Origin of the sequence: Tabrizicola oligotrophica, assembly GCF_011008935.1 — a bacterium.
GTDB lineage: Bacteria > Pseudomonadota > Alphaproteobacteria > Rhodobacterales > Rhodobacteraceae > Tabrizicola_A > Tabrizicola_A oligotrophica.
Genome location: NZ_JAAIVJ010000012.1, coordinates 44,406 through 64,529, shown reverse-complemented (window position 1 = coordinate 64,529; position 20,124 = coordinate 44,406). Strand labels below are relative to the sequence as shown.

17 protein-coding genes are annotated in these 20,124 nt (G+C 64.6%); 7 read left to right on the top strand and 10 right to left on the bottom strand.

Annotation, left to right across the window (positions count from 1 at the left end; translation table 11 throughout):
• Positions 1 to 22: 22 nt before the first annotated feature.
• Positions 23 to 127 (top strand): integrase core domain-containing protein, encoded by a 105-nt coding sequence (locus G4Z14_RS19260; protein ID WP_227751721.1) that lies wholly within the window; start codon positions 23 to 25, stop codon positions 125 to 127.
• A 31-nt stretch (positions 128 to 158) separates the two neighbouring features.
• Here the strand turns inward: G4Z14_RS19260 and G4Z14_RS15785 are convergent, their stop codons facing one another.
• Together G4Z14_RS15785 and G4Z14_RS15780 are read right to left on the bottom strand one after the other, a co-directional pair.
• Complete coding sequence (locus G4Z14_RS15785) at positions 159 to 2,732, bottom strand: DUF3131 domain-containing protein (RefSeq protein ID WP_164627453.1); 2,574 nt, start codon at positions 2,730 to 2,732, stop codon at positions 159 to 161.
• Positions 2,729 to 6,070, bottom strand: coding sequence for a glycosyltransferase (locus G4Z14_RS15780; protein ID WP_164627451.1), 3,342 nt, complete (start codon positions 6,068 to 6,070; stop codon positions 2,729 to 2,731). The genes G4Z14_RS15785 and G4Z14_RS15780 overlap by 4 nt, the downstream gene beginning before the upstream one ends.
• A gap of 618 nt (positions 6,071 to 6,688) precedes the next feature.
• Here G4Z14_RS15780 and G4Z14_RS15775 point away from each other — a divergent pair.
• Positions 6,689 to 7,309, top strand: coding sequence for a hypothetical protein (locus G4Z14_RS15775; RefSeq protein ID WP_227751792.1), 621 nt, complete (start codon positions 6,689 to 6,691; stop codon positions 7,307 to 7,309).
• Between the two features lie 55 nt (positions 7,310 to 7,364).
• Here the strand turns inward: G4Z14_RS15775 and G4Z14_RS19255 are convergent, their stop codons facing one another.
• The 6 genes from G4Z14_RS19255 to G4Z14_RS15745 all read right to left on the bottom strand — a co-directional run bounded on the left by G4Z14_RS19255 (position 7,365) and on the right by G4Z14_RS15745 (position 12,463).
• Positions 7,365 to 7,616 carry a DeoR family transcriptional regulator gene (locus G4Z14_RS19255; RefSeq protein ID WP_407703840.1) on the bottom strand — a complete coding sequence of 84 codons (252 nt, stop codon included), beginning with the start codon at positions 7,614 to 7,616 and terminating at the stop codon, positions 7,365 to 7,367.
• The gene (locus tag G4Z14_RS18955) at positions 7,523 to 7,792 is read right to left on the bottom strand and encodes a hypothetical protein (RefSeq protein ID WP_227751795.1); all 270 of its coding nucleotides are present in this window, start codon (positions 7,790 to 7,792) and stop codon (positions 7,523 to 7,525) included. The genes G4Z14_RS19255 and G4Z14_RS18955 overlap by 94 nt, the downstream gene beginning before the upstream one ends.
• Before the next feature lie 259 nt (positions 7,793 to 8,051).
• Entirely contained in the window at positions 8,052 to 9,707 is a 1,656-nt protein-coding gene (locus tag G4Z14_RS15760) for a GMC family oxidoreductase (protein WP_164627445.1), read from the bottom strand.
• A 4-nt stretch (positions 9,708 to 9,711) separates the two neighbouring features.
• The gene (locus G4Z14_RS15755; RefSeq protein WP_164627443.1) at positions 9,712 to 10,761 is read right to left on the bottom strand and encodes an SIS domain-containing protein; all 1,050 of its coding nucleotides are present in this window, start codon (positions 10,759 to 10,761) and stop codon (positions 9,712 to 9,714) included.
• Positions 10,762 to 10,777: 16 nt separating this feature from the next.
• Positions 10,778 to 11,692: an ROK family protein gene (locus G4Z14_RS15750; RefSeq protein ID WP_164627441.1), complete on the bottom strand. Its 915-nt coding sequence runs from the start codon at positions 11,690 to 11,692 to the stop codon at positions 10,778 to 10,780.
• A gap of 6 nt (positions 11,693 to 11,698) precedes the next feature.
• On the bottom strand, positions 11,699 to 12,463 hold the full coding sequence (locus tag G4Z14_RS15745; protein ID WP_164627439.1) for a GntR family transcriptional regulator: 765 nt from the start codon (positions 12,461 to 12,463) through the stop codon (positions 11,699 to 11,701).
• Positions 12,464 to 12,623: 160 nt separating this feature from the next.
• On the opposite strand from G4Z14_RS15745, the gene G4Z14_RS15740 reads away from it, so the two are divergent.
• The 4 genes from G4Z14_RS15740 to G4Z14_RS15725 all read left to right on the top strand — a co-directional run bounded on the left by G4Z14_RS15740 (position 12,624) and on the right by G4Z14_RS15725 (position 16,812).
• Positions 12,624 to 13,949 carry an extracellular solute-binding protein gene (locus tag G4Z14_RS15740; protein WP_164627437.1) on the top strand — a complete coding sequence of 442 codons (1,326 nt, stop codon included), beginning with the start codon at positions 12,624 to 12,626 and terminating at the stop codon, positions 13,947 to 13,949.
• A 62-nt stretch (positions 13,950 to 14,011) separates the two neighbouring features.
• Positions 14,012 to 14,890, top strand: a complete 879-nt coding sequence (locus tag G4Z14_RS15735) for a carbohydrate ABC transporter permease (RefSeq protein WP_164627435.1) — start codon at positions 14,012 to 14,014, stop codon at positions 14,888 to 14,890.
• Complete coding sequence (locus tag G4Z14_RS15730) at positions 14,887 to 15,708, top strand: carbohydrate ABC transporter permease (RefSeq protein ID WP_164627434.1); 822 nt, start codon at positions 14,887 to 14,889, stop codon at positions 15,706 to 15,708. The genes G4Z14_RS15735 and G4Z14_RS15730 overlap by 4 nt, the downstream gene beginning before the upstream one ends.
• A gap of 24 nt (positions 15,709 to 15,732) precedes the next feature.
• Positions 15,733 to 16,812 carry an ABC transporter ATP-binding protein gene (locus G4Z14_RS15725; RefSeq protein WP_164627432.1) on the top strand — a complete coding sequence of 360 codons (1,080 nt, stop codon included), beginning with the start codon at positions 15,733 to 15,735 and terminating at the stop codon, positions 16,810 to 16,812.
• Between the two features lie 82 nt (positions 16,813 to 16,894).
• On the opposite strand, the gene G4Z14_RS15720 is transcribed toward G4Z14_RS15725, so the two are convergent.
• Both G4Z14_RS15720 and G4Z14_RS15715 read right to left on the bottom strand, forming a co-directional pair.
• Positions 16,895 to 18,184, bottom strand: coding sequence for an NAD(P)/FAD-dependent oxidoreductase (locus G4Z14_RS15720; RefSeq protein WP_164627430.1), 1,290 nt, complete (start codon positions 18,182 to 18,184; stop codon positions 16,895 to 16,897).
• Positions 18,185 to 18,192: 8 nt separating this feature from the next.
• The gene (locus G4Z14_RS15715) at positions 18,193 to 19,533 is read right to left on the bottom strand and encodes a glutamine synthetase family protein (RefSeq protein ID WP_164627428.1); all 1,341 of its coding nucleotides are present in this window, start codon (positions 19,531 to 19,533) and stop codon (positions 18,193 to 18,195) included.
• A 157-nt stretch (positions 19,534 to 19,690) separates the two neighbouring features.
• On the opposite strand from G4Z14_RS15715, the gene G4Z14_RS15710 reads away from it, so the two are divergent.
• Positions 19,691 to 20,122, top strand: coding sequence for a Cif family virulence factor (locus G4Z14_RS15710; protein WP_164627426.1), 432 nt, complete (start codon positions 19,691 to 19,693; stop codon positions 20,120 to 20,122).
• Positions 20,123 to 20,124: the final 2 nt, after the last annotated feature.

Sequence of the window (20,124 nt, the reverse complement as noted above, 5' to 3'; positions counted from 1 at the left end):
CTCAACCGCACGAAACGCCGACCTGCCGCGTTGGCTTGACTGGTTCAACAAATCAAGACCACACTCAGCCCTTAACGGCCTATCACCCTTCTCAAGGGTGAATGACCTCCTAAGAACTCACACCTAGCCCCGTTCCGGGTGAGCACCCCCCTGAGTACTCATAGCTGGCGGAGCATATAGGCGATTGATTGCAGGATCACGGCGTTGGTGTTCAGGTCGGAGTACCCCATGGTCGGTGTCTGGCTGGCAACATAAACGGCGGAGTCAAAGCCGGTGTCATGCCTTGCCTTGGCGCGGAGACTGCGCAGCAGGTGCAGCGAATGGGCGTTGGGGCGCAGCGCGTGCCACAGATAGGCGGCTTTCGTGCTTGTCGCTTTCAGCGACTCCAGCTTGCCATTCCATCTGATGTCATCGGACTTGGCCCCGAACTCGACGCGCCAGGGATCGTCGAGACGTCTGAGATCAAACCCCTGATAGGTGAACCAGGGTGACTTGTCCAAGGGCGACTCGGACGGGGCGACCGCCTGTCCAATCTCGTTGGCCAGTCTGCGCTGCAGGCTGTCAACGCAGTCCGCCAGGAAGGACGACGTCGGCGAGTCCTGCAGTTCCAGCAGGTGCAGGAAACTCGGCTCGGCCGCCAGGAGTCCGAAAGAGCTGGTCAGGGCCAGCAACCTCTCCTCGGCGTCGGCTGAGCCAAGCTTTGCTATGTCGTCCAGTGGCGAGGCCACATCAAGGCCCCAGAGCCGCATCCCTGAGACGGCATAATGGGCGTAGTTCGACCGGAAATCGTCGATCAACATGCGATCCCGGTAGGAATGCAGACGCCTGTTGCGGATCACCTCGGAGAAACTCCAGGATGCCACCAGCTCGGCAATGCCTTTGGGTGCAAGCCGATGGGATGCCAGCCGGTGCAGGGCGATCAGCAAACGCCCGCAATCGTAGGAATTGAACCGCGTGGTTCCCTTGCCGGAAATGGCGTCGATGGTCTCTGGCGGAAGCACAAGCCGCTTGCGCGACTCGCGCTCTACCGTGGCAAGGATAGGGTCGACACGCTGCGAAAATGCGTCATCGGACAAAAGGCCCAGATCCACCGCAGCGATCAGGGCGTTGAGGTGGCTGCCGACCTCCCACATGCTGACACCAAGAAACCCGGCGTCCGACCCGGGGGCGGTGACGGCCGTCGCCGGGCAAAGCCCGGTCCGGGCAACGGTGTTGGCCTCAAAATACCCCCATGCCGCCCGCGCATCCTCAAGAAATGCGGCGCGGTCGTTCGGGGCAAGGGGGCCGGGTTGCGAGGCGGGTTGCAGCACCTTGGCGCGCGCCAGCAACAACATCGGCAAGAGGGGTTCTTTCGGCAGGGTTTCGGCGCAATAGACCTGCAGTGGCATCAGCCGGATATCGGGCTGGATCAGCGCGTTTCGGAGGGCGGCCACAAGGGCCGTGCGGGAGGCGGCGTCGCGGAAGGACGACGCGATGACAAGAACCACCCCGTCGCCCTCGGCATCAAGCTTCAGGCCCGCCGCGACGTCATCCGCCGCCGCGCCGGCCAGCGCAAGGATGGGAATGCCGAACCCGGCCTGCTGCGTCATCCCGGCGTTGCCGGCATGCCCGACGAGGCGGACTGCGATGCCAAAGCGCGTATCCTCGGGCCGGATAGCGCCGGGCGTTGGGCCGCCAAGGGGTTCGGCGGGAAAGACGCCAAACGGGATATCGGGGCCAAAATCCGTGCTGGACGGCAGATCCAGCGGAACCCAACAGGACAGGTCGGGTTTGTCCGGGGCGGCAAGGCCCTCTGGCATCGGGCCCCGGCTGAACGGAATTTCCTGCGCCGTCAGAAGCTGAAAGATCGCGCTGGCGGCGTCTTCGGTGCCAGCTGCATCCGCACCGGCAGGCCCCAGCACATGCAGGGCGATCCTGCGGCGGAAGGTGATTTCGCTGCGCATCTGCACGTCACGCGTCAGCACCGGGCTCTGCGACAGATCAAGCGCGGCCCGATCAAGAAGGCGCGCGATGTCCTGTGCTGCGTCCGTCAGCCGGTCTGCAGAAAGCTCCGCAAGATCTGAAGCGGCAAAGACCAGATGGCGCTGCCGGTCGGGCGTCGGGCGTGACAGGGCCCTTGCGGCGCTGGAAAACGGCACAACTTCGCCACCCAGCAGGCTGAGCAGGCCAAACTGGTCAAGTCGCGCGGTCATGACCAGCGGTGTTGCCCGGAAATCAGGCCTTGAAGCAGGCAGTTCCAGCGCGCAGCGGAAGCCCGCCGACAGGACAGCCGAGGCAGCTTTCGAGTCAAGCGGTGCCCTGCAGGCGATGGTTTGCACCGGACGCGCGGGCACGTCGCCCGGAAAGAGAGCCGCGTAGAGCGCCTTGCGGGCCTCATGCGCCTTTCGGGCCGCGCGATAAGGGGTCATGCGCCCAAGGTCCGGGCTCCAGGCGACGATCTCGACCAGGCCGGCGAAGGACTGACTGTAGCGGCGCAACAGCTGCGCGATCTCGCTGTTCGAATCGACGAGGGCCGACGGATCCTGCGTATCGACCACAAGATTGACCGGCACTTCGCGCACGACCAGCGTTGACAGCACGGCACCCAAGGCCTCGGCACTTGTCGCGGCGTTGATGCCGGCAATGGTCAGCAGCACCATCTGTGGCGGCGCGGGAACGATCTCCTGGGCGAGCGATGCATTTGCTGCAAAGGGGCCCGCCGCCAGCAGTTCCAGAAAGTGACGTCGCCTCATCGGGCCATGCTTTCGACCCGGGGTTCCAGCCCGTGCCGGTGCAGCTTGTTCCAGCGCGCCAGACGGCCGGACAGCGCGGCCCAGAGCGCCCGGTAGACCGTGATGTAAAGCAGCGGCCGATAAAGCAGGTTCATCAGCGGCACCCGATAGACAAGCCGCCCGATCGGCCATCCCTCTCGGCGATGGGCGACACAGGCAACAGCGATGTCCAGCGCCTGCACCAAAAGAACGAAGACCAGCGACAGGTGCGACACCTCCAGCCCGTCCGTGGTTCTGCCACCGTACCAGTCAAGGCAGATGGTGGTCAGGAAATACAGGAACATGATGTCCAGAACCGGGGACAGCACCGGAAGCACATAGCCGAAAAAGACCATATCCAGCAGGGAAAACGCCCGGCGGAGGTCAAACTCCAGAAAGGCGGCGCGGTGTTTCCACAGCGTTTGCAGGTTGCCAAGCGACCATCTCAGCCGCTGTTTCAGCAAGGAGCGCACATCGGTTGGCGCTTCGGTGAAGGAGCGCGCGTTTTCGGCATAGGCGATGCGGTATCCCGCGCGACGCAGCCAGACAGTCAGGTCTGCATCTTCGGTCAGGGTTTCGTTCGAGAAAAGACCAACATCGCGCACCGCCTCGACCCGCCAGGCCCCAAGCGCGCCGGGCACCACCAGAATGCCGTTCAGATGCTCATGGGCGCGGCGGCCGATCTGCTGGGCGTTGGTGTATTCGATCGACTGAAACCGCGTCAGAAGGTTTGTGGCATTCGCCACCACCACGGTTCCGGCCACTGCTGCAACCTTGCGGTCGGTGAAGGGCCGCACGATTTCGGCTATGGCGTCGCGCGCGATCCGGGTATCGGCATCGACACAGACTGCGATCTCGGAGTCGATGCTCTGGAACGCAAGGTTCAGCGCCTGCCACTTGCCCTTGTTGGCCTGGGTCAGGATGCGCACTCGCGGATCGTCCTTGAAGGCCGCGTTCAGCCGGGCCAGCGTCGCGTCGGTGGAGCCATCGTCCACCACGATGCAGGAAAGGCCGGGATAGTCACATCCCAGCACCGAGCGGACGGTCGAGACGATCACCTTTTCCTCGTTATAGGCCGGGACAACCACGGTCACGGTCGGGGGCGGCGCGAAGCTGCGCGGATAGGTCGGATCGCGCCGCGCCGAAAGGAAAAGGTAAAGGGCCGAGCGCAGGAAGCTGGCCAGGATGCACAGCCAGAAGATCTTGGTCAGCAACAGGATGGAAAGCGTGATGAGCGACACCGAAAAGCCCTTGAACAACGAATCCGGCAGGTCGATGCGCGGCATTACGGCGTCTGTCGTCATCCCGAGAAGGTCCGCCACCGGCACGATCTCGTAGCCTCGGGCCCGCAATTCGGGGATCAGCATCCGCACCGCCTCGGCCGTGTGCATGCCGGTGCTGCGGCCGTCGTGCAGCACGATCACATTGCCGCCGCCCTTTTCCAGCTCGTCAATCACCTGCCGGACAATCCCCGCGGCGCTGAGGCCTTGCCAGTCGGTTGGCACGATGTCGCTGCCGACGGTGATATAGCCCTCCTCCTTTGGCGCGGTGAAGGCCTTGGCCTCGTCCTGGCTCAGCGGTCCCGGGCCGCGCATGTAGGGCGGTCGGTAAAGCAGCGGACTGCGCCCGATCACGCCTTCGATGACGCTGCGGTTGGCGTTCAGCTCGGTGTGCACCATGAACTCGTTCAGGTCGTCCATATGCGGATGGCTGAAGCTGTGTGATCCGATGACGTGTCCCTCATCGACGGCGCGCTGCAAGAGCTCGGGCGCGGCAAGTGCGGCCGTTCCGACGACGAAAAAGGTCGCGGACGCGCCCTCGGCCTTGAGCGCATCCAGGATTTGGCCGGTCGCCTCGGGGTTGGGCCCATCGTCAAAGGTCAGGGCAATCTGTCTGGGATTGCGCCGGCCAAAGCGCTCCATGTGAACGGCGCGCGGAATGGCCTCGTACTGCTGGTCCTGCACGAAGCCGTTTTCCGCGTCCAGATGCCAGAGCCTGCGCCCCGCGCTGCCGGCAGAGGCAAGCCGATAGAATGCCCCCTCGCCAGTATAGACCACATTGTCGGGGAAAGCTGGCGCTTCGATCGCGGTCATCGCCTCGGGCGGCATGATCCTGTCGAGAACCTTCCAGTAGGCGGGCTCTTCTTCGCCAAGGCTCGGGACGGCAATGGCGGCAATGCCCTGATCTTGCAGTACCTTCATGTTGTTGCGGACGCTTGCGGCATCCAGCATCCAGATCTGGTGGCGGTTGCCGGCCCGGTCGAAGAACGCGGAATGGCTGTTCCTTGCCGTTGGCGAAAAGCCGATGGTGGCATGTGCCTCGGATATCCGGAACATGGCTTCGGCCAGGCTGATCCGCTCGGGGATCGCCTTGCCCGAAATCCAGTCCACTGCATGACCGCCCACCGCAACGACCAGTTTCTCTGCCGGAACTCTGGCCTTGATCGCCTGCACTTGCTGCCGGAACCAGTCCAGCGGTGCCAAAGGCTGCGGGTAGGACCCGATCCACGGCTCCTGGTAGGCCGACACGATGACCGTGTCGAATGGACCGGTGAACGCCGGATTGCTCCACTGCTGATCGGACAGTGCGGCGACAAGGCAAAGGGCGATGCCGCTTTCTCGGGCGCGGGCGGAAAGCGCGGCGAGAAAGTCCGCAACACGCTGTTCATCGGCCGCCTTGACGTCGGCAAGCCGCAGACAGGCGCCTTGCGCCTTCACCGCAAGCGCGCTGCGTACAATGATGTTGGCCAGACCGGAAGCTGTGTCTTCGTCGGCAAGCCGCTCCAGAAAGGCCTCGGCCGAAAGCGACCCGTTCAGACCAAAGATCGGCCAGATCCCGACCGCTCCGGCCAATTCGGACTGGATCGCGCCAAGCGCCTCTTGCAGCTCGGCATCGACGGCAACGGGGGACACCCCAAGAGAGCTGCCGCCGATCTCGAACAGCTCTGGCAAGATGATGTCGATCTGGTTGCAGTTCCGCAGCAAGGAAAGAAAGGCATTCGGCACGTCACTTGGCAGCAGGGCATAGATCCGCGGCTGGTGCAGGTCGCCGGGTGCCGCGATCGCGGCGCCGGCGCCGGGCTTGTTGCCAAGACATCTGGGCCGCTCGGGGGCGGCGTCAAAAGCCGCGGGGTCGGTATTGCCATACGGCGCGGAAACCGCCTTCGCGTCGATCAGCAGGCCTGCGGCTTTCAACTCTCCGCCATGCCCTGCCGATGTGACGCTTTGTTGCGCGTCCTGGCCCTGTGTCGCCACATCGGACCGTTCACTTGTCGTATTCAGGACGGCCAGCACCAGCGCCGCGATCCAGATCAGCAGCAAAAGCAGCGCAACCCTGCCCCACCGCTTCAGGCGCCTGGCTCGAAGACCCTTCAGATCTTGAAAGACCGGATCCCGAGGATCGGGCCCTGCCATGAGTTTTCCAGGCGGTATGAGCATTTGCCCCGGTGCGGCTTGCGACGTGATAAGACAGGCCCAAGGAATAATGGCCAATCAACGGCTACTATGGCGCGTTCGCGCCAGGTGTCAAAAACAGATCGTTAACTGTTGACTGCCCCCAGACCAATCACCCGAGAATGCTCGTTTGCCCCGCATGGCGAGACAATCCCTGAAGGGCTGCCGGATGTGGCGGTACCCCTCAGGGCCTGCGCAGCCCGACCCCGCCGCCGCCCATGGTGCGCGCCCTCTGCGTTCCGGCCTGTGGTTTCCGGTGGGCAAACGACCAGGCAATCGGTGGAGCAGCAACGGCAGAGCAAAGCCCATTCCTAAAATTTGCAATATCCATTTCGCCGCCCCTTTTTGAAGGCCATGAAGATAAACCGAAATTTCTTCAGTATGATCCATTTTGAATAGAACCCTAATGTTTCTATTCTGGCGACATAACCCGCCGTTCACCCGTTCCCGCAAGACTTTCCTCGTGCAGTTTTCACCACGAGGAGCATGGAACAGATGAATGGTTTGGCAAGATCCGGGGCGATTTCCTGCCTTGCGCTGCTGTTGGCCGGTGAAGCGGCCGCCTTCCCCTCGCCAGCGCCCGACATCGCCGTGCCAACGACGGAATCCGGCGCGGATATCCTGAGGGTTTCGGCCGCAGAGCAGTCCTTTACGGCCTACGTCACCGGCTACAGCTACTGGGACAATACCCCGCCCGGCTCGGCGGCCATTGCGCGGCCCGTCATTCACCGGAGGGCCGGCGGCAAGGGAACCTACAAAGACCCCGTCACCATCGCCGTCGGCTATCGCCTGGTTGGCGGCCGGGCCCGGCTGCAGTTTCCGGCCGGGACAAGGTTCTACCTCCCCCATCTCAGGCGCTATGCGATTGTTGAGGATATCTGCGGTGATGGGCCCAATCCCGAGATCACGGGTTGCGCCCGAGGCAGTGGTGGCCGGCCTTGGCTGGATATCTATGTCGATGGCAGCAGGGTGGATGTCGACAAGGCAAACGCCTGCATGAACCGCTTGACCGGGTATCATGAGGTTATCGTGAACCCCGGCAGCGGCTACCCTGTGACGGCCGGCGCCATCGCGGAAAGCGGCTGTAACACGACCAAGAACCGGTAAGGCGCACGGCAATGACAAGGTGCCGCCGTTAAGCAGAGGCCTCGGCGCAGGGGTTTCACACGTTCAGTTGCAACAGAAAATGGGTCGACCTGCCACCGCCTTTCGAGCGCACCACCGCGCCCGTTGCTTCCATCGCCGCCAGGTCGCGCGTCACGGTTGCGACCGATACCTTGGCATGCGGGCATATGTTGTGGCGCTGATCCCTTGCGCGACCTAGCCTGGGTCTTTCTGGCAGACGGCTTGTAGCACCTGTATCCGACGTGCGGATAATTTGTCCCGCAGCCGGACAAGATAGTGATTGCGGCACAAGAGAAAGCGGATTTCATTGCGGGTCTGCGCGGCGGCGCGGCTCAGGCATTCAAGAAACCGATGCACCAAAACCGGGGCATCCACCTCTTCCGGCCCATCTTGCCAACTTGCCCGCAGCGCCTCGTAACGGGCCTTCTTCTCGCGTTCGATCTGGCACGAGAGCGAAAACTGCAAGGCGCGGCGGGTGGCAAAGACATGCCCGATGATTGCCCAACCCGAACGGCCGTTACCATCGAAAACGGGTGAATAGTTTCAAACCGCAGACGCGCCAGCGCCGCCCGAATGGCCAGGGGGGTGAGGGATGGCGTGTTCAACCACCGAAGGAAATCCGCCATTTCAGCCTCAACCGGGCCTGGAGGTGGGGCGCGGAAGAGCGCTTTGAACTCTTCCGGCAAGCGCCGAGCGAACGATCTCGAAATCGTGCTGCCGCCGGTCATGGCGTCAGCCAGTTGTGCCGCAGCGTCTGCCGGTTTAGGGCCGCCCGGCCGCGGATGCGGTCGGCGATCTTTTCGGCGACCATGATGATCGGTGCATTGACGTTGGCGGTCGGAATGTAGGGCAGAACTGAGCCGTCTACGATACGAAGACCCAAGATGCCGTGCACCCGACCTTCGCCGTCCGTCACGGCCATGCTGTCATGCCCCATGCGGCATGTGCCGACCGGGTGATGCTCGGTGTTGCCGATGCGGCGCATCCACTCCAGCGCCTCCGTGCGCGACCGCACCTCGGCCCCCGGAGCTACTTCTGTGCCGCCCATCGCAGCCCAAGGCGCCTGTCGGGCCATGTCGCGGGTCTGCGCGAGGCCGTCGAGCATCTCATCGGCATCGGCGGGATCGTCGAGATAGTTGAAGACGATCTCAGGATGGGTATCGGGATCAGCGCTGCGCAACCGCAGCCAGCCGCGGCTTTTCGGGCGCATCTGGCTGAGAAAATACTGGTAGCCGTGGTCGATCCGCACCCGGCCATCCTGGAAATCCGCAAGGAAGGGCAGGAATTCGTGTTGCATGTTGGCATAGGCGGCGCCCGGGCCGCTGCGGAAGAAGGCACCGACTTCGAAGAAGCTGGTGGCACCCAGACCACCCCGGGTCAGCAGCCATTCCAGCCCAATCCGTGGCCGATTCCAGAGCGAGAGGTCTGAAGCGATGCTGCGGGTGCCGGAGGCGCGGAACATCAGCGAGGCGACGAAGTGATCTTGCAGGTTTTCACCCACCCCGGGCAGGTCGTGGCGAACGGTCACGCCACTGGCACGCAAATGATCCGCCGGGCCAATGCCGGACAGAAGCATCAGATGGGCCGAACCGATGGTGCCGGCGGACAGGATCACCTCGCGCCCGGCTTGCAGCTCTGCCGTCTCGCGGCCACGGCGCAGTGCAATGCCGGTGGCACGGTCCCCCTCCAGAAGCACTCGATCCGCGCGCCAGCCAGTCAGCACCGTCAAGTTCGGCCGATGGGCAACAGGATGCAGATAGGCAACCGCCGTGCTTTGCCTGCGCCCACCGGAAATCGTGGCTTGCGTGACATGCAGGCCCTCGATGTCGCCGCTGTTGTAGTCGCGCGCCACCGGCAGGCCATAGGCTTCGCCGGCGCGCAGGAAGGCTTCGTAGAACGGATGGTCCGCCTTGCTGCGGGTGATCTTCAACGGGCCGTCGCCGCCCCGGTTGGGGTCTCGCCCACCCTCAAAGCTCTCCATTTTCTTGAAGTAGGGCAGGCAGTCGGCAAAGGACCAGCCGTCAAGGCCTTCTGCTTGCCACTGGTCATAGTCGGACGGGTGGCCGCGCACCCAGACCATGCCGTTGATCGACGAGCTGCCCCCCAGGCCCCGCCCGCGCGCCTGTCCGAGGGTACGGTTGTTCAGATGCGGTTCCGGGCCGGTGACATAACGCCAGTTCCAGGTCTTGCTTTCGATCGGCATGGTCAGCGCCGCAGGCATGTGGATGAACAGGCTGCGGTCACGCGGCCCGACCTCGATCAGGCAGACGCGCGCCTGGGGATCTTCGGTCAGGCGGGCGGCCAGAACGCAGCCCGCCGAGCCCGCGCCGATAATGACATAGTCGTAGTCGCCCTTGGGCAGGCTGCCTTGGATTGGCATTGGATCATTCCCCCGTCGTGATCTTTTGCGCGTTCAGGAAGGCCGCGGGTTCAAAGCCGCGCGCGATGGCCAGCGGGATGACGAGGAACTGGACGGGCAGGATTTCCAGCACTGGCAGCAGGCCCGCAGGGACTTCGGGCAGGGCGATCGGCAGGACCGCGGCAGAGGCCGGGCCAGGGTCGGTGCCGATCGTCACCACGCGCCCGCCAAGGGCCACGATGCGCTCCACCAGAGCCTTGGTCAGCCGGCGTGCTGGGCCTTCGCCAAGGTAGACAACGGCGCGGAATCCATCGCGGACCAGTTCCAGCGGCCCATGGCGGAATTGCCCGCCGGTCAGCGCCTCGCAGGGGAGTTTCGCCGCCTCTTCGGTCAGAAGTGCTGCCATGGCGGCAGAGGCATAGCTGTCGCCGCGTCCGATCACAGTCAGCGGGGTGCTGTGGCCAAGATGATGCGCGGCGGCTTCGGCCTGGGTGGGCAGGGAGGCGATCAGGGCAGCAACGGTTTGTGACAGGTCGCGCACCTCATTCGCCGCACTTTGCGTCTTGCCCGTCAGATGCGCCACGACCAGATGCGCCGCCGCTAGCCCAGCAGTGTAGGTCTTGGTCGAGGCGGTCCGCTCCGGCCCGGCATGGGTTGCAATCGCCACATCAGCCCATCGGGCCAGCGCATTGTCAGCGGTGTTGGTGATCGAGATTGCACAGGCCGGGCGGGTCGGGAATTCGGTCAGGCGACGCACCTCGCCGCTTTCGCCGGATTGCGAAATGGCGATCAGGAGGCTGCGGGCGGTGACCACCTCGGCCGCCTGTTGGGTCAGCTCCCCGGATTCCCAGAGGAGGACCGGAACGGACAGCGCCCGCGACAACGCCAGATACGCCGGATATGCGCCATGCAGCGACCCGCCCATGCCGGTCAGCAGCACCCGGTCAAACCGACCCGCTTCCAGATCCGCGCGGACTTTGGCCAATGGCGCACCCCAGCTGGCGTCGAACCCCGCGCCCAGACGGTCAAGGATGCCGGGTTGCTCGGCGATTTCGGCAAGATAGGCTTCAGACATGGTCGGTTCCTTTGGGTCAGGGGGCCAGCGCGGCCAGACCCGCGCCGATCATGCCCGCGTCATTGCCAAGACGGGCGAGGATCAACGGGCAATTGGCCGAGAGAAAAGGCAGCGAGCGGGCATCGGCGCGGTCGCGAATCTGGTCGATGAAGGGCTGGCCAAGCGCCGAGAGCCCGCCACCGAAGACAATCAGATCAGGGTGGAAACTGGCGCGCCAACTGGCCACTGCCATGCCCAGCCAACCGGCCATCCCGGCGACAAGGCGCATGGCACCCGGATCACCGGCCAAGGCGGCGCGGCAGGCGGCGGCGGCCGAAACCTCGCCCGAAGGCAGTGCCTCAGCGCTCAGAGCGGGGCTTTCCCCGGTGGCGGCCAACAGCGTGGCATCTCGGACCAGCGCCTCGCCTGAGGCCACCGATTCCAGGCAACCCGTGCAGCCCTGTCGACAGCCGAACCGGCCCGAAGGGTCAAGGTTGAGATGGCCGCTGTCGCCCAGCGTCCCGCCCGCCGTTTCCAGCGGTTTTCCCGCGACGATCATTGACACGCCAACCCCGGTGCCCAACGTGACCATCAACATCCGCGCGGCGGCGTGATGGCGGGCCTCCGCCATAGCGGCGGCATCGGCATCGTTCAGCAGGGCGGCGGCGCCCAGTTCGGCCGCAAGCGGCTGGCCGTCCAGCGCCGGAACATTCGAGTTCAGCCCAAGGCCGCGCGCCCGGTCGACATGGCCGGGATAGGCAATGCCGACGGGCAGTCCCTCACCGCCAAGCGCGGCAATGGCGGCCCGATACTGTGCCGCAATCACCGGGAAATCCGCGCCATCCGGCAGCACCACCCGGCGCGAGGCCAGTAAGTCGCCCGCAGAGGAAATCAGCCCCAACTTGGTGCTGCCGCCGCCGATATCCAGCCCGATTGCCACGCCTTTGGTCATGATGCCCTATCCCAGCCGATAGCGCGCGACGCGCAGGGAAAAGCCGGGGCGGTAGATCGAACGCACCCGCTCGAACACCTTGTCCTCGGCAGTGACGGTGACACGCCACGCGACCAGCACCGGGTCGTCCTCGGCAATCTTCAGCAGCCGCGACACTTCGGCATTGGCAAGGCCGGGTTCGATCAGCGCATCGGTCCATGCGGGCTCCAGCCCCCAGCGGTCGGCCAGCAGCGAATACAGCGAGCCGTCGCTGAAATCGGCGGGCGCGAGATCGGGGAACAGCGCCTTCGGCAGCCAGGCATCCTCGATCGCAATCGGCAGGCCGTCGATCAGGCGCAACCGGCGCAGATGCACCTGCGGGCCATTCTCGCCCTCGGCGACCGGCAACTTTTCGGTGACAGAGGCGGGCAGACCGTCGACCTCGTCCGTGGCAAGGATGACCGAGCCCGGCTCTTGCCCGTTGCGGCGGACTTCGGCGGTAAAGCTGTGGAAGCCCGAAATGCCCTTGACGCGCGGAACGGTCGGGAATGACCCCCGGCCCTGCGCCGAATAGACCAGCCCCTTGGTCTCAAGGCTTTTCAACGCCTGCCGAACGGTGATTCGCGACAGGCCGTATTGCCGCGACAGGTCGCCCTCGGAGGGCAGGGCGCGTTGGCGCTCGGCATCGGTCAGAACGGCGATCTGCTGTTCCAGAATATCGGCCAACTGGCTGTAAGCCGGCACATTGCTGCTGCGCCTGATCGCCTGCCGTTCCTTGGTCTCTACCGTCATGTCCTGCTCCTCGCGCTGCTGATCCGGGTATTTGACGCCGAGAATCCAGATTGCGCCAGTGTCGTCGATATGCTATCCACACATTAGCATGTCATAACAACCTGTCAACCTGATGACTAGCCTGATCTGAAAAAGGGCATGCCGCAATGGAGGAACAACGATGAAGCCAAGACTTCTTGCTGCCGCGCTGACGCTTTCGGCTGCGGCTGTCACCAGCCCCGCTTTCGCCTTTGACTGGCGGCAGGCCGAGGGCACCGAAATCACCCTTCTGGCCAGCGAACACCCCTGGACCGCCGGCGTGCGCGAGCATCTGGCCGAGTTCGAGGCGCTGACCGGGATCAAGGTCAACGTCACGGCCTTTGCAGAAGACCTGTATCTCGATCGCGCCAACCTTGCGATCCGGTCGGAAACGCCGGTTGCAGACGTGTTCATGACGCTGATGGACGCGGCGATCTACGAGCAGTGGAACGTCGGCGGTGTCGCCCCGCTGACCCCCTACATCAATGACGCAGCCCTGACCGATGCGGCCTGGGACTATGCAGATTTCTCGCCCGCGCTGCTGCAAGGGGCCAGTTTCCCGCCCGGCGATGCGGCGGCCCAGCAATATGCCATCCCGATCTCGATGGAGGCCTATATCCTGTTCTACAACAAGGAACTGGTCGACAAGCACCTTGGCGGCACGCTTCCGGCAACCTGGGATGACCTGCTGGCAGGCGCCCAGAAGGTGACGGACGAAGGCGCGGGCGAGCTGTTCGGTTCGGTCATGCGCGGGCAGCGGTCCGGCAGTCTGGTCGACACCATGACCGGCATCGTCCTGAACGCCTGGGGCGAGGCCGAGGCGCCCTTGCCCTATAACATCTGGTTCGACGGCGCCTGGGACAAGCCGCGCTTTGACGACCCGCGCATCGCGGCGGGTCTGGCACATTATGCGGGCCTTCTGAATGCGGGACCGGAGAATGCGCTTTCCTTCGGCTGGGAAGATGCCAGCCGTTACTTCGCCCAAGGCAAGGCCGCCTTCTTCGTCGATGCCAGCGTCTTTGGTCCGGGGTTCGAGGATGTCGCGAATTCCGCCGTCGCAGGCAAGGTCGGCTATGCCGTGCTGCCGGCCGTGGATGGCGTCAGCGTCAGCGGTCACTGGGCCTGGGGCCTGTCGATGGCCGAGAACTCGGAGAAGAAGACCGCCGCCTGGCTCTTCATGCAATGGGCGACCTCGCAGGCCAATGACGCGGCTTTCGGTCTGAAGACCGGCGGGGCCACCCGCAGCTCGACCTGGGGCAATGCCGACTATGTCGCCGCCTTCGCGCCCGGCTATGTCGAAGCGGTCAGCAAGCAGCTGGAGCACACCCGCCCGACCATGGTGTTCCGTGAAGGCTGGGGCGAGGTCGTGCTGGTGATCGTCGACGCGATCCACGCGATCTATGGCGGCGAAGATCCAGTTGCGGCCGTGACCGTGCTGCAGGAAGTTGCCCCCGCAGTGATGCAGTAACCCCCTTCGCCCCGCCCAATCCGATGCGGCGGGGCGTTTCCCCTTCCCGAAAGGACCGCCCGATGGCACAGGACATTGCTCCGTCCCAGCCGAACCTCTGGCCCTATATCCTGCCCACGGTTCTGGTTCTGGGGGGCGTCACGCTTTACCCCATCGCAACGGTGCTCTGGATGTCGCTGCACGACTGGACCTGGGGCGGCGATTCGATCTTTTCCGATGTGAAGAACTACCGGCTTCTGTGGCTCAAGGGTTCGTTCCTCATCGCGCTTCTGAACACCGTGACTTTCGCCATCTCGGCGGTGCTGGTCGAACTGGTGCTGGGGATGATCCTTGCCCTTGCGGCGAACCGGGTGACGCGGGGCGCGGGTCTTTTCCGGGTGCTGATGATCCTGCCGCTGATGGTCTCGGGCATTGCCGTCTCGCTGGTCTGGAAGGTGCTTCTCGACCCGACCTTCGGCGTAATCAACGCAGCCCTTGGCGCCATCGGCCTGCCGGAACCGAACTGGCTCGGCTCCACCACTGCGGCCATGCCCAGCCTGGTTATGGTTGAAACCTGGTGGCAGACGGGCTTCGTCTTCATCATCCTTGCCGCCGCGCTGAAAAGCCTGCCGGAAGAGCCGTTCGAGGCCGCAAGGCTGGAGGGCGCGAATGGCTGGCAGATGTTCCGCTACCTGACCCTGCCGATGCTGCGCCCGGTCATCGTGACCGTGGTGGTGTTCCGGCTGATCGACACGCTGAAAGTCTTTGACCTTGTGTTCGGTCTCACCGGCGGCGGGCCGCTGCGGGCAACCGAGGCGGTGCAGACCCTGACCTACCAGACTGCCTTCAAATTTTCGAACTTCGGCGAGGCGGCGGCGATTGTCGTGATCTTCTCGGCTCTGATCTTCGCCATCTGCGCCGCCTATGGCGCGCTTGACCGCCGGACAGGAGGTGCCGAATGATCCGCTCCAGACGAGCGACGCTCTTGTCCTATGCGGTCCTGATCATCGCCGGGTTTGCCAGTATTTTCCCGATCCTGTGGATCATCGGCATCTCGCTGAAGACCCAGACCGATGCCTTCGCCATGCCGCCGAAGCTGATCTTCACCCCGATCTGGGACCATTATGCCAAGGTCTGGGCCGATGCGACCTTCATCAAGGGGTTCCTCAACAGCCTGTTCGCGGCGCTTCTGGGCAATCTGATGGCCTTTGCCATCGGCATTCCCGCTGCCTTTGCGTTGAACCAGCGGCGGGTGCCGGGGCGGGCAACCATCCTCGCCTGGCTTCTCCTGTCCTACATGCTGCCGGAATTCCTGTTCGTCATCCCGATCTACGGGGTGTTTCAGGCGACCGGGCTTTACGACAGCATCTTCGGCCTGGCGCTGGTCTACCAGACCTTCACCCTGCCTTTCACCATCTGGATGATGCGCGCCTTCTTTGCCGACGTGCCGTTTGCGCTCTATGAGGCCGCGCGGCTGGAAGGCGCGAAAAGCTGGCAGATCCTGCTGCGGGTCTATCTGCCGATGGCCGCCCCCGGCATTGCCGCGACGGTGATCCTGAACACCATCCGCATTTGGAACGAACTGGCCATCGCGCTTGGCCTGACCTTCGACAAGGCGCAGACCGTGACTTTGGCCGTGGCAGGCTATCGCGGTTACGCCTCGATCGACTGGGGCGCCCTGTCGGCAGCCGCGATCACCTCGATCTTCCCCATGCTGATCTTCGCCGTTCTGGCCCAACGCCAGATCGTCGGCGGGCTCAGCCTAGGGGCGGTCAAATGAACCATCTTACCGGGGAGGCCTGACATGGCGGCCGTCGAGTTTCAGAATGTGGGCATCAGCTTTGGCGAGGTGTCGGTGGTGCGGGACCTGTCGCTGACCGTGGCAGATGGCGAGTTTGTCGTGCTGGTCGGCCCCTCGGGCTGCGGTAAATCCACCATCCTTCGGTCCATCGCCGGGCTTGCGGCGATCAGCGCAGGCGACATGCGCATCGGCGGCACGCGGATGAACGATGCCGATCCCGCCACCCGCGACATCGCCATGGTGTTCCAGAGCTACGCCCTGTTCCCCCACATGACCGTCGCGCAGAACCTTGGCTTCGGCCTGAAGATACGGGGCGAGGCAAAGGCCACGATTGCCGCCAAGGTGGCCGAGGCGGCGGCAACCGTCGGCCTGTCGGATCACCTGCACAAGCGCCCCGGCGCTCTGTCCGGCGGCCAGCGGCAGCGGGTGGCCCTGGCCCGCGCCATCCTGCGCCGGCCCGGAGTCTTCCTCTTCGACGAGCCGCTCTCCAACCTCGACGCCGAGTTCCGCACCGCGATGCGGGCCGAGATCGTGCGCTTTCACCGCAGCCAGGGCGCGTCGATGGTCTATGTCACCCATGACCAGACCGAGGCGATGACCATGGGCGACCGCATCGCCGTGCTGGCCCCGCTGGCGGCAGGCCACAAGGCGAACCTGATGCAATACGGCACTCCGGACGAGGTCTACAACCGCCCCGCCAACCTGTTTGTTGCGCGCTTCATCGGGACGCCCCGGATGAACGTGGTCACTTTGCCGGTGGAAGGCGGCGCAATCCGCTTCGGCAGCCAATCCATCATTCTGCCACCTGCCGGCGCCTGCCTGGCCAAGGTCACTCTGGGCCAACGCCCCGAACATCTTCAGCTTGCCCCCGAGCGATCGGACACCGGCCTGACCGGTTCGGTCGAGCATATCGAGAACCTTGGCCACGAGATGATCCTGACGCTGGCCACGGAACTTGGCCCGCTCGTCCTCCGTCAGGCGCGATCCGGCAAAGTTCCCGCGCTGGGCCAATCGGTTCGACTGACACTCGATCCAGATCAGGTTCATCTCTTCGATGTATCGTCCGAACAGCGTATCGAGTAAGAAGCGCAAGTCGCCCGTATGCGATGCGGGGCTGAGACAAGCATGGAATCCTCGGCTCTGCTTGCGTCTACTTTCCGGGCCTTCAGCGAAACCTCTCCCGCAGTTTGTAGTACATCATCCCCAATGCCATGGCCTGCTGTCCGGCCCATTCTCCGAAGGGCAAGCGCAGGTGGCGGACTTGGGCGAAAGTGTCGAATTCGCCCAGGTGGCCGGTGATTGCACGGCCCATGATCTCGGCAACGATATGGCTAGTAGCAATGCCGTGGCCTGAGTATCCCTCGGCATAGAAGATATTCGGCGCGACGCGGCCGAGATGCGGGATCCGGTTGACGATGATCCCGGCCTTGCCTGACCATTGGTAGGCGATCTTCACGCCTTTCAGGCGCGGATAGGTCGCCTCGATGGCGGGCCTGAGTTCGGCGGCGACGTCGGCGCTGTCACGGCCCGAGTAGTTGGTTCCGCCACCGAAGATCAGCCGCCGATCGGCGGTCAGGCGATGATAGTCCAGCACGAAGCGGTTGTCGTAGATCGCCAGGTCCTGCGGGTTGATTGCGCGGGCGAGGTCTTCGCCAAGGGGTTCGGTCGCGACGATGCCAAGGCTTGCAGGGAACAGCGCGCCCCGCATCCTGCCGCGACCCAGACGATGATAGGCGTTTCCGGCCAAAAGCAGCGTCGCTGCGCGGACGCGGCCATGGCCGGTTTCAACCACCGGCCGCGGCCCGTCCTTGACTGCCGTGACGGCGCTGTCCTCGAAGATGCGCACGCCCAGAGACGCCGCCGCCTGCGCTTCGCCCCGCACGAGGTTCAGCGAATGCAGGTGCATGTTGCGCCGGTTGATCAGGCCTGCCGGGTAAAGCGGGCTGTCCACCACTTGGCGCAGAGCCTCGCCTTCCACCCATTCGACCTCGTCGCCCATGCCGCGTGATTGCGCCTCGGCAAGCATCGCCCGGAGGTCGGGGATATGGGCAGGCTTCGTTGCGGTCTGGATATGGCCGTGCTTCAGGTCGCAGGCGATGCCGAAGCGCGCGACGCGGGCCTTGATGATGTCGTGGCCGCGCCAGCGCAGGTTCCAGATGTAGTCGTCCGTCTCTTGGCCCAAGACCCGGCGGAACTCGCGCGCCATGGCGCGGTCGCCGGACAGCGAGCCGGTCACTTGCCCGCCGTTCCGGCCCGAGGCGCCCCAGCCGATGCGGTTTTGTTCCAGCAGCACAACGCGCAGGCCACGGTCGGCCAGTTCGATGGCGCTGTTCACGCCGGTAAAGCCGCCGCCGATGATGCAGACATCGGCGTCGACTTCGCCGTCCAGCCTTGGGAAATCCGGCACAGGGTTCATGGTGGCGGCGTAGTAGGACCCGGGGAAGGGGGCGGTCATTGGCTGGCTCACACGGAATGCAGGTACGAGGTGTATTCGAGGTCGGAGATGTCACGGTCGAAGACGGCGACTTCCTGATGCTTACAGGCAAGGAAGGCGGTGATCAGCTCCGGATGGAACAGGCGCGCGACGGTAGCGCTGTTGGCAAAGCGGGTCAGCGCGGAGCGCCAGTCGGACGGCAGTCGGGCGGTGCCGGGATCCAGGGAGGGGCCGCTGGTGGGCGGCGGAGGTTCGTCCTTCCGGTCAATCCCGTCGAGCGCCGCGGCAAGCACGGCAGCGAGGACGAGGTACGGGTTGGCATCGGCACCGGCGACGCGATGTTCGATCCGACGGGCGGCGGTCGGCCCGCCGGGAATGCGCAAGGCGGCCGTGCGGTTTTCAAAACCCCAGGCGGCGGCGGTGGGGGCCAGCGTGCCGGGGCAGAGGCGGCGGTAGCTGTTAAGGTGCGGGGCGAAGATCGCGGTACAGTCGGGCATCGCCGCAACCAGACCGGCCACCGCCTGCCGCATCAGCGCGGTGCCCTCGGGGCCGCCGTTGTCGAAGAGGTTGCACCCTGCGTCATCCAACAGGCTGAAATGGACATGCAGCCCGTTGCCGGCATGGGCAGGGTAGGGCTTCGCCATGAAGCTTGCGGCAAACCCATGCTTCCGCGCCATGCTTTTCACGATCTGCTTGAAGTAGAGCGTGTCATCGGCGACCCGCAGCGCATCGGCGGCGTGCTTCAGGTTGAACTCGAACTGGCTTGGCCCGCTTTCCGACACGGCGGCATCTACCGCCACGCCGCAGCCATCGGCCATGCGGTAGACATCGTCCAGAAACGGCCCGACATCGGCCAGCTCGTCCAGCGAATAGATCGTGTCGCGGGCGCCGGGGTGGCCCGGCGGGACCGGCACCAAGGGCGCAGGGCGCGGGGTGTCGGGGCGGATCAGGTAGAATTCAAGTTCGGTCGCGACCATCGGGGTCAGGCTCTGCGCGGCATAGCGGTCAAGCACGGCGGCCAGCATCCGGCGGGGGTCGCCAAGGTAGGGGCGGCCGTCTTCGTACCGCATCCACATCGGCAGAAGCTGCGCCGGGGTTGCGGTCCACATCAAGGGCAGGGGGCCGCGCCCGGTGGGCTCGCAGATGCCGTCGAGATCACCCTTTTGCATCAGACCGGGAGAATCGGTGCCCCAGATGTCCACGCCCAGGGCCGACATCGGCATCCGCATGCCGCCGGAGCGGAGCTTCTCCAGTGCGGTCGCCTCGACCCGCTTGCCGCGCAGGCACCCGTTCAGGTCACAGGCGGCGGCAAGGACGAAGCGGGCCTGATCGGCGTCGGTAGCAGCTTTGGGGGCGAGTTCGTGGCGCATCGGGCTCTCCAGGGTTAGGCTGTGCCGCAGTCTAGACCCGGTGGCCCGGCCCGAACCCTACCCCCGCCGGGGGTCAGCCTAACCCGGGCGGGGTATGGGACCAGGCAGGGCACCGGGGCAGTCTGGCGGCATCACCTTCTGGAACAGGAGCATGGATATGACCGCGAAAGACGAAGCAGGCGTCCGGGCCTGCGTGGATGCCTGGCTGGCGGGCTGGACCTTCGATCCGACCCACCCCTGGAGCCTGGACCGCTTCACCCCGATCCTGCACGAGGATGCGCAGGTGATCGACGACTACGGCCACCAGCTGTCGATCCTGAACGGCCACAAGGACTATTCCGGCATCTGGGGCCCAATGGTGAAGCAGTACATGAAGCAATGGGCGATCAAGTGCGAGGAAGAGACCTACAAGGCCTGGATCGGTGACACGGTGGCCTGTGTGTCCTTCGTGCTGCGAGGCGGTGGCGAGATGGCCAACGGCGAGGTCCACAAGCTGCGCCAGTACTGCACCTTCCCGCTGGAGAAGATCGGCGGGCGCTGGGTGATCCTGAAGGAACACATCACCACCGATTTCGACTATTCCACTTGAGG